This window comes from Pseudalkalibacillus berkeleyi, assembly GCF_021608225.1.
GTDB classification, from domain to species: Bacteria; Bacillota; Bacilli; order Bacillales; family Fictibacillaceae; genus Pseudalkalibacillus; species Pseudalkalibacillus berkeleyi.
The window spans coordinates 97837-110012 of sequence record NZ_JAKIJS010000002.1; the positions used below are offsets into that span (position 1 = coordinate 97837).

The 12176-nt window shown below is 42.2% G+C and carries 15 protein-coding genes and 1 riboswitch; of the genes, 12 read left to right on the forward strand and 3 right to left on the reverse strand.

Translation table 11 applies throughout. From position 1 onward, the window contains the following. Positions 1-205: 205 nt before the first annotated feature. Positions 206-340 (forward strand): hypothetical protein, encoded by a 135-nt coding sequence (locus L2716_RS18370; protein WP_268964080.1) that lies wholly within the window; start codon positions 206-208, stop codon positions 338-340. A 43-nt stretch (positions 341-383) separates the two neighbouring features. On the opposite strand, the gene L2716_RS15925 is transcribed toward L2716_RS18370, so the two are convergent. Beyond that, positions 384-956, reverse strand: a complete 573-nt coding sequence (locus tag L2716_RS15925) for an MEDS domain-containing protein (protein ID WP_236337992.1) — start codon at positions 954-956, stop codon at positions 384-386. A gap of 120 nt (positions 957-1076) precedes the next feature. Then, entirely contained in the window at positions 1077-2000 is a 924-nt protein-coding gene (locus L2716_RS15930) for a ketopantoate reductase family protein (protein WP_236337993.1), read from the reverse strand. Between the two features lie 217 nt (positions 2001-2217). Here L2716_RS15930 and L2716_RS15935 point away from each other — a divergent pair, with 217 nt between their 5' ends. Next, on the forward strand, positions 2218-3357 hold the full coding sequence (locus L2716_RS15935) for a DEAD/DEAH box helicase (RefSeq protein WP_236337994.1): 1140 nt from the start codon (positions 2218-2220) through the stop codon (positions 3355-3357). Positions 3358-3375: 18 nt separating this feature from the next. Then, on the forward strand, positions 3376-4119 hold the full coding sequence (locus L2716_RS15940; protein ID WP_236337995.1) for an SAM-dependent methyltransferase: 744 nt from the start codon (positions 3376-3378) through the stop codon (positions 4117-4119). Between the two features lie 21 nt (positions 4120-4140). Here L2716_RS15940 and L2716_RS15945 read toward each other — a convergent pair whose 3' ends face one another. Further along, positions 4141-4347 carry a YwbE family protein gene (locus L2716_RS15945; RefSeq protein ID WP_236337996.1) on the reverse strand — a complete coding sequence of 69 codons (207 nt, stop codon included), beginning with the start codon at positions 4345-4347 and terminating at the stop codon, positions 4141-4143. A 114-nt stretch (positions 4348-4461) separates the two neighbouring features. Here L2716_RS15945 and L2716_RS15950 point away from each other — a divergent pair, with 114 nt between their 5' ends. The 9 genes from L2716_RS15950 (at position 4462) to L2716_RS15990 (ending at position 12174) form a co-directional block, all read left to right on the forward strand. After that, positions 4462-5562: a nitric oxide synthase oxygenase gene (locus tag L2716_RS15950; protein WP_236337997.1), complete on the forward strand. Its 1101-nt coding sequence runs from the start codon at positions 4462-4464 to the stop codon at positions 5560-5562. Positions 5563-5805: 243 nt separating this feature from the next. After that, on the forward strand, positions 5806-6582 hold the full coding sequence (locus L2716_RS15955) for a C40 family peptidase (RefSeq protein ID WP_236337998.1): 777 nt from the start codon (positions 5806-5808) through the stop codon (positions 6580-6582). A gap of 203 nt (positions 6583-6785) precedes the next feature. After that, on the forward strand, positions 6786-7139 hold the full coding sequence (locus tag L2716_RS15960) for a lmo0954 family membrane protein (RefSeq protein ID WP_236337999.1): 354 nt from the start codon (positions 6786-6788) through the stop codon (positions 7137-7139). 20 nt (positions 7140-7159) lie between these two features. After that, the gene (locus L2716_RS15965; RefSeq protein WP_236338000.1) at positions 7160-7807 is read left to right on the forward strand and encodes a PspA/IM30 family protein; all 648 of its coding nucleotides are present in this window, start codon (positions 7160-7162) and stop codon (positions 7805-7807) included. A gap of 101 nt (positions 7808-7908) precedes the next feature. Next, positions 7909-8640, forward strand: a complete 732-nt coding sequence (liaF, locus tag L2716_RS15970; protein ID WP_236338001.1) for a cell wall-active antibiotics response protein LiaF — start codon at positions 7909-7911, stop codon at positions 8638-8640. Further along, entirely contained in the window at positions 8637-9680 is a 1044-nt protein-coding gene (locus L2716_RS15975) for a sensor histidine kinase (protein WP_236338002.1), read from the forward strand. Before liaF ends, L2716_RS15975 begins: the two co-directional genes overlap by 4 nt. Further along, positions 9673-10305 (forward strand): response regulator transcription factor, encoded by a 633-nt coding sequence (locus tag L2716_RS15980; protein WP_236338003.1) that lies wholly within the window; start codon positions 9673-9675, stop codon positions 10303-10305. Before L2716_RS15975 ends, L2716_RS15980 begins: the two co-directional genes overlap by 8 nt. A gap of 269 nt (positions 10306-10574) precedes the next feature. Beyond that, a riboswitch (TPP riboswitch) is annotated at positions 10575-10684 on the forward strand. A 207-nt stretch (positions 10685-10891) separates the two neighbouring features. After that, positions 10892-11590 carry a thiaminase II gene (tenA, locus tag L2716_RS15985; protein ID WP_236338004.1) on the forward strand — a complete coding sequence of 233 codons (699 nt, stop codon included), beginning with the start codon at positions 10892-10894 and terminating at the stop codon, positions 11588-11590. A 2-nt stretch (positions 11591-11592) separates the two neighbouring features. Further along, entirely contained in the window at positions 11593-12174 is a 582-nt protein-coding gene (locus L2716_RS15990) for an ECF transporter S component (RefSeq protein WP_236338005.1), read from the forward strand. Positions 12175-12176: the final 2 nt, after the last annotated feature.

Consider the following 12176-nt stretch of genomic DNA (forward strand, 5'->3'; position numbering starts at 1 on the left):
AACTTCTTCTTCAACGCCCATTAACTACTGAAAAAAACTTATAGAAAAGCATGCAACTTTTTCAACGTTTCATACGTATGCAGTAAAAGAGTTTCAAGAATCTTAGAATTACAGGGTTAACCGTTTGCTTTTGGGGTATACAAACATTAGAGATACAAACTGGACGGCTAAAAATCTTCTAAAATGATTGGAGTGTTTGAGAGGCATGACGAGTACAGACATTCATATCGAGAACCTAAGGAAAAAAGGCATTGATGTTCAAAAGGTCATTTCGAAGACAGTCAAGCTTGCTAAAGAATACACGGAGAAACGAAAGAAAGAGACGATTCAACCTGAATAAAAGTAAAAGAACCTTCTCGCAAATTTGAGAAGGTTCTTTTCTTTTAATTCGTATCAATTCTCTGTTTGTATTGTTTGGATGGAATAAAATCATCTTCCATTAGAATATATGGATGTGTTTCCATCAAAATCTTTTTGAGGAAGTCTGGCATTCGATCACTTTCATAAGCACAAGTTAACGGGAACGATAGGTGTTTTACGGCGTCGTCTACAGTTCTTTCAAGATCTTCAATAATGTGCAGAGGTTCATCAACACTTGCCCATTCTACGTGAGCCCATGCTCGAAATGAAGTATTATTATCTAAGTATGGCTGTATCACTTGATTGAAATATTCAACAATCGCTGGTGGATGGTAACTTCCGCTTGAGAAATAGAAATCAAAACTGTTTACACGATGGACAAATTGCATGTGTTCTTTCGGTAGCTTTTGCTTTAATTCTTGTTCAACCATTCGATAGACTGGATCATTTTCAATTAAAATGACGTAGTCTCCAGCACGAATTCCTTCTTGAATAAAATTGACAACTTGCTTGATGTAATTTTCTCTACCAGAATAAGCATACAAAACATGAATACTCTTTTCCTTCTTAAAAACTTCATTCATCGTAATCTTCACGTAACATCCCCCCTATACCCTATTAAATACTTAATGAATAGAATTCGGGAAGGAGAGTCATATACCTTTAAAAACTTTTGTGTCGACACCATTTCTAGATTTCCGAATCATATGGTCTGATCATTGCATCTTCAATTCATATGGTTTTACGAGTGCATATAACGTTTCGATATGCGGGAGCTTTAAACCTTCTTGTGCAGCTAATCGCAAGGCCCCGCCAAGCAGATGATCGGCCTCAATTTGCATGCCTTTCCTACGGTCTTGATGCATAGAAGACGTCGCCTCACTTGGAAATCCACTTAGTAATTCCTTCGCTTTTTCAATGTGATCGTTATTCAAATTAACCCCTTTCGCAATGGCGAGGAGTTTAACTTCATGCAAGACCTCTTCTGCTAACCGCATCGTATTCGATGTTTCTCTGATTGTACCGAGCGTTAAATCGCCGGCTGTTGTTACACCAGAAAAAGCGGTAATGACCATATATTTATTCCACAAACCGAGTAGAATATTGCTGCTTAATACACCAGCCATGTTAGCTTGGTCGAATACCGTTTCAAGTTCATTACACAGTTCCGTCTGAGAGGGATGGAGTGGACCGAATATTAAATCATGTTGAGCGCTTGAATGAATGACATGACCGTTGTCATCTAAGGTTGAAATGATGTAGGACAACCCTCCTAGTACGTTCTCTTCACCTAGTTCATCTTGTAAAAACTGAATATGCTCGATTCCGTTCAAGAGTGGAAGTACACGAGCCCCTTTCTGGACGAGTGCTTTCAAATTCGACAGCAATTCTTCATTCAAGTGATATCCTTTTACCGCAAGGATGACAACATCCGCTTGCTCAATGTCTTTTGTGTCTTCGACGATATTCAGGTTTGATACTTGATAATCTCCATTAGGGCTTTGAATTTTCAAGCCGTTCTTCCTTAACTGTTCGGCACGATTATATCTTACGAGGAATTGCACAGGATGACCTGCTTCCTCACACCTTGCTCCAAAATAAGCCCCAAGCGCACCTGCACCTAATACAACGATATTCATTCCTTTACCCCTCCTTTTAGTATTCCTGTACCCGTTATTACTTCTTGTAAAAACTTAGTTCACCTTTGTTATGTACCTTTTTTATCCTCTATGAACTGTGACCCTATCCATAAAGAGAGACATGGTGTAGGCTAGTAATGAAGCGGTTTGTATGTGAACTTGGCAAACTGCCTAGAATAGAACTGGAACAATCCCTTTCAGTAGAGGAGAAATGAAAATGTCAAATACATTAGAAACATTGAATATAACCAATCCTTTTTTACAAAAGGCATGGGAAAAATCTCAATTTAAAGAACCTACTAAAATACAAACAGATGCAATCCCGGAAATTTTGGATGGTGGCGATGTCATTGCTGAATCACCTACCGGAACAGGAAAAACACTCGCATATTTGCTACCGATTCTAGAAAAAATAGACCCTAACCAAAAAGATCCTCAAGCTTTGATCATGGCTTCTTCTCGCGAGTTAGTCATGCAAATCTTTGAAGAGGTACAGAAGTGGGCAGAAGGTAGCGGAATTTCAGGTGCATCGATGATCGGTGGCGCAAACGTGAAGCGCCAAATTGAAAAGCTCAAGAAGAAACATCCGCAAATTATTATTGGGACGCCTGGTCGTGTAGAAGAATTGATTAAGACGAAGAAGCTGAAAATGCATGAAGTGAAGACGATCGTACTGGATGAAGGTGATCAACTTCTCGTTCCCGAGCATAACAAGACGATCCAGTCGATCATCAAATCGACCTTAAGTGAGCGGCAAGTGTTGTTGTTTTCTGCAACATTACCACCAAAGACAGAGGAAGTCGGACGTAGTTTCATGAAAGATCCTCAAGTGTTGAAGGTCAATCGTACACCGCAAAAGAACGGTAAAGTCGATCACGTGTATGTCGTATGTGATCGCCGAGATAAAGTGAAAAACCTTGAAAAGCTGTCAAGATTGAAAAACATGAAAGGTCTCGCTTTCGGTAAGGACATCGGAGAACTATCGGTTATGACTGAGAAGCTTGAGTACAACCGCATTCCAGTGGATGTATTGCATAGTGAAATGAAGAAGATTGAACGCCAAAACGCCTTGCAACAATTTCGTGACGGGAAGTCGAACTTATTGCTTGCAACGGATGTTGCCGCAAGAGGTCTTGATATTAAAGGATTGACCCATGTGATCCAAGTGGATACAGCTGAGGATGAGGATCAGTATCTTCATAGAGCGGGGCGCACAGGGCGAGCTGGAGCAAGCGGAACAATTGTATCACTCGTCACACCTGGTGAGGAGAAAGTATTGAAGCGAATTGTGAATAAGCTTGACCTTACACTAGAGAAAAAGACGTTCTACGCAGGTGAACTCGTCGACGAAAAGTAGTGGAAAGGGGAGAAGCTTGTGGAGAACAAGTTTTCAGTGATTGCGCATCAAAACCATCAAATTTGTAATCCAGTTAGTCAGGAAAAATTATTGAAGGTACTAGAGCGGATCCCTTTTAAGAAAGATGCTGAAGTACTCGATATCGGTGCTGGAAAATGTGGGATCTTGATCGATATCATAGAAAAACATGAATTGTTTGGAACAGCAATTGAAATTGAAGAAGCATTTATTAAAGAGGCGCGTGAAATAGCATGGCCTCGTATTGATACCGGAAGATTGACGATATTAAATGATGATGCCAAAAAGGTGATCCATCAATACGATGAAGCATTTGATGTAGCGATTTGTATAGGAGCGACACATGCAATTGGTGATTATCAATCCACCTTGGAGCAAATGTATGCCGCAGTTAAGCCTGGTGGATCCATTCTCGTTGGAGAAGGCTATTGGAAGAAAACACCTCATGCAGCATACTTGGACGCACTTGGCGCAAAGGAAGAAGAGCTCTATACCCATGCAGGAAACATACAAGTCGGAGAAGATCTCGGATTAGTGCCAATGTGGGCATCTGTTACGAACGAGGATGAATGGGATGCTTATGAATGGTTGTATTCATCATCCATCGAAAAGTATTGTCTTGAAAACGAAGATGACAGCGATGTTGATTGGATGAGTGATCGAATTAGCAAATGGCGCAATACGTATCTACGGTGGGGACGAGACACACTCGGATTCGGATTGTACTTATTTCATAAAAAGTAACCAAGAAAGCTGACCAATTGGTCAGCTTTCTTCTGTGTTGATGATCTCTTTTACGCGACCGACTTGACCGTCTTGAAGACGTACTTTGATACCATGTGGATGTGAGCTTGATTTAGTAAGGATGTCTTTTACCGTACCTCTCGTAAGCTTTCCGGTCCGTTGATTCTGCTTAAGGACGATATCGACTTCAATTCCAGGTTTTATGTTTGTGCGGTTTTGCCCGTTCATATTGATTAACACCTTTCTGCATACAATAGTTTCTGGACATAGTATATCATGGAAACCCGGTTCAAGTATTTCATAAGTGTGATTAAGGGATGGTATAGTTAGTGTGAAGCTTTTATGGAGGTTAATGACTTGAACATACATTTGAAGCAAGAAGCAGTAGAATTCATCACGAATTGTTATACAGAGCTCGGGAAACCTGAAGGGGAAATCGATGAACGAATAGATAAAGTGATGACCGAGATTGAGTTGAGCGGTCATTATGAACATACATATGAAGAGCTAGAATACGGAGCTCGAGTTGCTTGGCGGAATAGTAATAAATGCATTGGTAGGCTATTCTGGGAAAGCTTGAAAGTCATCGATGCACGCGATGTGGAGACTGCCGTTGATGTGAGAGACGCGCTACTTGAACATATCGATTATGCGACAAACGGCGGGAAAATCCGTTCAACAATTACGATTTTCAAACCTCGTAAAAATGGTGCCGATCAAGTTCGGGTATGGAATCATCAACTCTTACGCTATGCAGGTTATGAGACGGAACATGGTTTCATCGGTGATCCAGCATCCATTGAATTTACGAAAAAATGTATAGAGCTTGGTTGGCAAGGTGAAGGGACACATTTTGATGTCTTGCCTCTCGTTGTGCAGACCGGGGAGGATGAGCCTCAATGGTTTGAGATTCCTAGGGACAAAGTGCTCGAGGTCCACATTCGCCATCCACAGTACCCAGCTTTTGAAGATTTGAATGTGAAGTGGTACGGCGTCCCGATGATCTCCGATATGAAGCTTGAGATTGGTGGCATCGAGTATGTGGCAGCACCATTTAACGGTTGGTATATGGGGACGGAAATTGGAGCACGAAATCTCGCAGATCAAGATCGATATGATTTGTTGCCAAAGGTCGCTTCCATATTGGATTTGGATGTGAGTACGAACATTACGCTTTGGAAAGATCGTGCATTGGTTGAGTTGAATGTAGCCGTGCTCCATTCGTTCAAGGCAGATGGCGTGAGTATCGTTGATCACCATACTGCCGCACAACAATTCAAGAAGTTTGAAGAGAAAGAACAATCGAGCGGTAGAAACGTGACAGGTAACTGGGTTTGGCTCATTCCACCCGTTTCTCCAGCTACAACCCATATTTTTCATAAACCTTACAAGAACAAAATTGTCAAACCCAACTATTTTTATCAGGATCAACCATATATATGACAAACGAAGCACTCATCCCGCAATGTGGTGGGTGCTTTTTATATTCTTAAAATGAAAATAAACACTAAAATGCTTACTGTTGCGGGGATTTTTCAGTGTAAACAGATTAATATATCCTCTTAATGCCACAGCAACCTCTTTACAGTGTTCCTCTGATAGACTTGGAATTGGTTTGAAGAACTCAGTTTTTCTCAAACCGATTCAGCACGATTAATAAACAAAGATTCATCAAGGAGGAATTCAATGTTTACATCAAGATCGTCTGCAAGAAAATATGTGATTTCATCGGCTTTAGTCACGACTATGGCGCTATCCCCCGTTTTAAGTAGCGGTGTGCTGGCGAATGCTGACTCAATGCCTACCGAACAAAAGGATACTAGCAAAGATGTAGAAGAAACAACGGTTCTAGAAAATGGAGATCGGAGTGAAGCAGTAGAAGATCTTCAGACTGAATTAGAAGCGCTAGGTTATTATACATATAACCTTGATGGCATTTATGGACCGATTACAGAGGATTCAGTAGAGGATTTCCAAGCCGAAAAAGGTCTGACGACAGACGGCGTAGCAGGTCCTGAAACAATAGAAGCTTTATCTTCCGCATCATCTTCAAATTCAGTTGAACTTGAAGACACTACCAACGAATCAGATGACCAAGCTTCAGAATCTGACGTTGTTGAAATAGCTGAAAGTGTAATTGGAACACCATATGTATGGGGAGGGACAACCCCAGAAGGCTTTGATAGCAGCGGCTTCATCCAATACGTATTTGGAGAAGCAGGAGTTGATCTCCACCGAGTTGAAGATGACATGTGGAAATACGATGGTGAAACAGTAGATTCACCAGAAGTCGGGGATGTTGTCTTTTTCGAAGGCACATATGATACAGAAGGTGCTTCCCACAGTGGTATTTACATTGGCGACGATAAGATGATTCATGCTGGGTCTGATGGAGTAGAAGTGTCTGATTTAAGCATCGATTATTGGCAGGATCATTATCTAGGCGTCAAATCATTTAAATAAAAGTAAAACACGAGTCTTTCGCACTCACCACGCAATGTGGTGGGTGTTTTTTTGTTTTGTACTCCACCTTTTTGTCCAACCCTTCCTAAAACGGATGCCACACTACGCCTCAAGTCTTAGTGAAAGTTAAAGCTGAGGCTCCTTATACCTAAACAGTAACCGAGGTACGATAGAAACAAGAAAAGAAGGAGGGAACAGAAACGATGAAAAAGATTGGACTCTTTATCCTAGGAGCAGTCGCTGCAATCATCGCATTCGCAAATCTCGGTCCTATGATCGGGCTTGCGATCAGCCTTGTCGTCCTATACTACTCAGTCAAACAATTCACCAAAACAGATCAAACATCCAAGAAAGTACTCTGGGCGGTAGTAGGATTCATAGCATTATGTGTTGCGGCTTCCAACGTACCTGCCATCTTAGGACTCGCTGCCCTGTACATTTTATATATCGTGTACAAGGAATGGAAGAAAGAAGACAACGTACAATCACCACCACCTGAAGATGAGGACCCATTTACAAACTTTGAACGCGAATGGGCGGAATTAAACCGAAACTAATAAAAGGAGAGAATGAAACGATGGCGAAACTTTTTAAACGAATCAAAAACACGGTCGAAGCTGACTTTCATGAAATGTTAGATGAAAAGGAACGAAAAAATCCAATTGCGCTATTGAACCAGTATTTGCGGGATTGTGAAAAGGAAGTCGAGAAGGTCCGTAAGCTCGTTGAACGGCAGTATCTACTAAGTGAAGAATTTACACGCGAGTATGTAAAAGCGGCTGAGCTCACGGAAAAGAGAAAGCATCAGGCGGAGATTGCCTCCAAGGCTGGTGAAGAGGAGCTACACCAATTTGCTTTACAAGAATACCAGCAGTACAGTGCGAGAGCTGAGCGACTGAAGGCTTCGAAAGACCAAGCGGAAAAGCACCTCGAAGAGCTTGAGCAAAAATATGAGGGTATGAAGCATAAGCTGAAGGACATGTACATTAAGCGCATGGAGATCATGGGACGCGAAAACATGACGCGAGCAAATCACCGCATGGACAAAGTGCTGGCATCAGACGAGCCAAAGAGCAAATCATTTTCAAAGTTTGATGAAATGGAGAGATACCTTGACCGCCTAGAGCATCAAGTGAATACAGGCTATCACAGGCACACGATTGATGCTCGAATTGCCCAGCTTGAAAAAGAATTAAATAATCAGGAAAATTCTACTACAGTTTAAATGAATAATGGTATGCTAATAAGAAAGGCGTGGTACTGCTACGCCTTTTCAATCATCTCGCTTTTTTACACATAGATATAGATGGGAAGGGGGCCTGACTAATGAATTGGACAAAAACAGACCAAATGAGCTGGTTGATGATCATCGGAATCGTTTTGCTATTACTTGAGATCTCCTTTCATGGAACAGGTCCACTTTTCTTACTGGCATTAGCCGCAGGAGCCATTTACGTTGGTCGAAAGAAGTACGCTTCGAAAATCGGCAAGCTGCTATTTTGGGGTGGATTGATTTGTTTTTCGATTACACTCCTGAATACACTCGCATTTAAATTTCTACTTTTCGCTGTATTAATTTACGCAGCGATTCGGTTTGCACAGTCTAAGCAAGCACCGTCCTATATTGAACCAGTGATCCATGAAAACCCAACGGTTGCGAGCGACGGTCCAACGATAAAGCGTACACCATTTTTGAAGAATACCATTTACGGAAGACAGACGACGTCGGATCAGGTATATGAGTGGCAGGATGTAAATATTCAATGTGGGATAGGCGATACGGTTATTGATTTAGCTAATACCGTACTACCAAAAGGCGAATCGGTCATTGTCATTCGTAGTTTCATAGGGAATGTGAAGATTCTTGTGCCTTACGAAATGGACGTTAGTGTGAGTCATTCCGTGATTGCTGGAACCGGAAGCGTGCTCGGATACAACGAGCCAAAGATGGTGAATCAAACGGTATCCTTTCAGACAGAGGGTTATGATCGTGCCCAGCAAAAAGTGAAGATCATCACCTCGATGATCGTCGGAGATCTTGAGGTGAAACGATCATGAGCATCATCCAGCGCCAAGTCGTGTTAGGCTTTACTCTCTCTTTCACACTGTTCATCGTTCTGTTGAGTGTGTTTATTCTTGTATTTCCAATCGGAGACTGGTCCCTTTTTTGGACAAGAAAGATCTTTGATTTACCGTTTATTTTATTCGCACCTGGACTCAGTATTTTAGTCGGATTAGTATTCGGATTTAGCTCTGGATATTATTTGCGGAAGCAACTAGAGGCTCTGACGGCGGCTTTGACACAAATGGGACAAGGTCGCCTGGTGGAAGAACAGCAATCGAGCACACAAGAGATTAATGTGATGTGGAAGCAACTTGATAAAGTACAGCAACATGTTTCAGAACAAACCCGTTTATCGCAAAAATTAGCCAATGAACGTGCTGAAGATCAAGAGAAGCGTATTCAAAAAGTCGTGAGTGAAGAACGGAACCGCCTTGCACGTGAACTACATGATTCAGTGAGTCAGCAGCTGTTTGCAGCGTCTATGCTAATGTCAGCAGTCAATGAATCCGAAACGGGAAAAAGTGAGAACGAGCGTAAGCAATTGAATTTGATTGAGGAAATGATTCATCAATCCCAGCTTGAGATGCGCGCCTTGCTTTTACATTTAAGACCTGTCGCTTTGAAAGGGAAAACCCTTGAAGAAGGCATTAAGGAATTGTTGACCGAACTCGTGCAAAAAGTGCCGCTTGAAATCCAGTGGAAAATTGAATCGATTCCCCTAAAAAAGGGTGTAGAAGATCATTTGTTCCGAATTTTACAAGAGTCGATTTCGAATACGCTCCGACACGCGAAAGCGGATTCGCTTGAAGTGCTTTGTATTGAGCGCGATGGGACGGTTTTGCTACGCGTAGTGGACGATGGTGTCGGATTTGACATTGAATCAAGTAAGACTGGATCTTACGGATTGCAAAATATGCATGAAAGGGCATTGGAGCTTGGTGGCACGATGAAGATTGTAAGTGTACCAAAAAAAGGAACGCGTCTAGAAGTGCGCATACCACTTATTCGAGAGGAGGAGGAAGGCAATGATTAGGGTCGTATTTGCTGATGATCACGAAATGGTGCGGATCGGTGTATCGTCTTATTTATCCAACCAGAAGGATATCGAAGTCGTTGGAGAAGCAAGCGATGGTGCAGAAGCAGTCGATTTAGTGCTGGAGTTGCGCCCTGATGTGATCTTGATGGATCTCGTCATGAAAGAAATGGATGGAATTGAAGCGACGAAAAGGATCGTCGATCAATGGCCAGAAGCGAAGATCATAATCGTGACAAGCTTTCTAGACGATGAAAAAGTGTATCCAGCGCTTGAAAGTGGCGCAACGAGTTACATGTTGAAGACGTCGAAAGCAAGTGAGATAGCGGATGCCGTTCGCGCAACACATAATGGTGAGATGGTTTTGGAACCCGAAGTTACAGGGAAAATGATGACGAAAATGCGGCGTGGGAATGCGCGTCCTCCTCATGAAGAGTTAACGAACCGCGAAATTGAAGTGTTGATGCTCATGACTGAAGGAAAAACGAATCAGGAAATCGCGGATCAGCTCGTCATTGCACTGAAAACGGTGAAAACACATGTCAGCAACATATTGGAGAAGCTCGAAGTGCAAGATCGGACGCAAGCAGTGATCTACGCATTCAAAAATTCACTCGTGAAATAAGAAGATCTGCTCAGAAGCTGAGTGGATCTTTTTTTGTGCATAAAATCAATTTATCGTGCAAATATCAAAATTATCGTGCATAAATTCTGTTTATCGTGCAAATATCAAAATTATCGTGCATATAATTCGTTTATCGTTCATATCTGAATTTCCCGACCGATTCAACCAAAATCAATTCGGAAAAAATCGCTCTAATGAGCGATTTTCACATTATTAATTTGACAAACTAAATATACGTGGTACGATTACATCGAAAAATAATTTAATAGACGATCCACTAGGGGTGCCTTCTCATAAAGGCTGAGATTAGAGTATAGCTTTAAGACCCTTGGAACCTGATCTGGTTGATACCAGCGTAGGGAAGTGGTGGTTAGAAGTTACATACCGACTTATGCCGAACAAACTTACAACCACTTTCCTGAATATGGAAAGTGGTTTTTTATTTGCTAGAAGCTTTTTCTAGCTCCTTGGATCACTTCAGATAACTTGTTGCCTCCTCGGTGTTCTTCGAGTGACCATCAAGCTAGTCAGAGTGATTGCGTCTTTCGGTAATAGTGGGTCGTCTGGATAAAAGGAGAGGTTTCATATGTCTTTTTCACAGTACGTTAGGAAAGTAGCAGACCCAATCTGGGAGGCTAGCTTCAAGCATCCATTCGTAACTGGAATTGCAGGTGGGTCATTACCACTTGAAAATTTCCGTTATTACGTACTACAGGATGCGTATTACTTATCTCATTTTGCAAAAGTCCAGGCACTCGGAGCCGCAAAGTCTCAAGACATGAAGACGACCGCTTGCATGGCGTCTCACGCCCAAGGCACATATGAAGCTGAGCTTTCACTTCATGAACAATTTTCAAAACTGCTCGGTATAACGGATGAGGAACGAGCAAGCTTCAAGCCTGCTCCGACAGCTTATGCGTACACGTCCCATATGTACCGTGCTGCTCACAATGGACATCTCGGTGACATTATCGCTGCCATTTTACCGTGTTACTGGTTGTACTACGAAATTGGCGAGCAAATGAAGGGCTTCAAGCCAGAAGAACCGATCTACCAAGAGTGGATAGCAGCTTATGGTGGTGAGTGGTTCCGCACATTGGTTGAGGAGCAGATCAACCGTCTCGATGAAATCGCCGAAACGGTGACCGAAGCAGACCGTGAACGAATGAAAGAGCACTTTATTATAAGCAGTCAATATGAATTTGAATTCTGGGATATGGCGTACACGTTAGAAAAGTGGCCAGTCGATATTGAGGCGCAACTTCCAATTGGTAAAGGAGAATAATCATGAATAAAGGACTGAAGCTAACAGATATTCTCGTGACGATCGTCATCGCTATTGTGTTTGGGATTGTGTATAAACTTTGGGGGCCGCTTTATTATTTTGTAAAACCGTTCGGACTCCACGCTGATCAGCTCATTTATGGAATGTGGTTTATGGCCGCAACAGTGGCATTCCTAATTATCAGGAAGCCTGGTGTTGCTTTCCTAGCAGAAGTGGCAGCAGCATCAGGGGAATTCCTCGTCGGTTCTGAATGGGGATTGGAAGTGCTATTGTTCGGAGTCGTTCAAGGACTTTTTGCAGAACTCGTTTTCGCAGCATTCCGTTATAAACGTGCGGATGTGCTGGTCGTCAGTTTAGCGGCCGTCGGTTCAGCGATCGGATCAATCATCATGGATTACTATAAAGGTTACATCGAGGACTTAGCGCTTTGGAATTTATCGTTATTCCTAGGATTTAGAATCATCGGATCCATCTTAATTGCTGGTGTGGCAGCTTATCTACTCGTAAAAGCACTCGAAAAAACTGGGGTGACGAACCTAGTGAGACCAGCTTCCAAAGAGGATTACGAAGCGTTAAATCAATAAGC